Below are 974 nucleotides of genomic sequence, written 5' to 3'. Positions count from 1 at the left end.
CATTTTTCGTCATCATAAAAAACACCGCCCTTCTGATATTTATTATATCAGAAAAGCGGTTCCAACAATAGCAAAACCCTGCAAAAGCAGGGCTTTGTCTACAATCTGAATATGGTATATATACCATATGCTGAATTAAAAGGAAGGGAGGTGTGTGTTACGGAAGAAAAATTCCAAGTTGAATTTTTTGAAACCGATAAAGGAACTAAACCTGCAAAAGAATTTCTTGATAGTTTAGACACCAAAATGCGTGCAAAAGTATTAAGACTTTTAGTACTTGCGGAAAAATATAGAAATATTTTCCTGGCAAGAGAAGCAGAAAAGGATGGTAAGCATGAGTGAATTAAAAAAAAATATTGATGAGCAGCTCAAAGATCCCGAATTCAAAGAAGAATGGGATGACCTTGATCCAGAAATGGAAGTTATACGTGCTATGATTAAGGCAAGAAATTCACAAAATCTTACGCAAAAGGAACTAGCAGAAAAAACCGGTATTGATCAGGCAAATATCAGCAAACTTGAAAACGGAAACATGAATCCATCTTTAAAGCTATTGAAAAGATTAGCTGATGGAATGGGAATGAATTTACGAATTGAATTTGTTCCTAAAAAAAGTAAGGCAATTTAGCATATTTCAACAAAAATTTTGTATTTCTAACCATATCATGTCTGATTGGATAAAAAAGCCTGTTCAGTAGAAACAATGGAGAAAATGGGAATAACGGTGAAAGAGCAGACCTTCCGCACCTCCACAGCAGGTCTGCTTTTGCATCAAAATCTTATTTATTTTTTTATGATTCCAGATGGAGCCGATCCAGCCACAGCCTGAGTTAAAAAATCATAGACGGACTTTCCAGTATTTCTGAGAGTATGAAACTTTTTCTGTAAAATAATGTTTAGAAGGTTCTTCTATGATACAATAAATATCATTAGGAGGGCCTTTTATTATGGCAAGACAAAAGAAACCTGTACAT

2 protein-coding genes are annotated in these 974 nt (G+C 34.4%); both read left to right on the top strand.

Going from position 1 to position 974, the window contains the following annotated elements:
• The first annotated feature begins 150 nt into the window (after positions 1–150).
• Positions 151–342, top strand: a complete 192-nt coding sequence (locus tag ACTQ50_RS19675) for a hypothetical protein (protein WP_441485565.1) — start codon at positions 151–153, stop codon at positions 340–342.
• The gene (locus ACTQ50_RS19670) at positions 335–628 is read left to right on the top strand and encodes a helix-turn-helix domain-containing protein (protein WP_441485564.1); all 294 of its coding nucleotides are present in this window, start codon (positions 335–337) and stop codon (positions 626–628) included. The genes ACTQ50_RS19675 and ACTQ50_RS19670 overlap by 8 nt, the downstream gene beginning before the upstream one ends.
• The last annotated feature ends 346 nt before the right edge of the window (positions 629–974 follow it).

Source organism: Blautia sp. Sow4_E7, from assembly GCF_052116245.1.
Classification (GTDB): Bacteria; Bacillota; Clostridia; order Lachnospirales; family Lachnospiraceae; genus Blautia_A.
The sequence above is the reverse complement of the archived record's forward strand: the minus strand, read 5'-3'. Positions and strand labels throughout refer to the sequence as shown.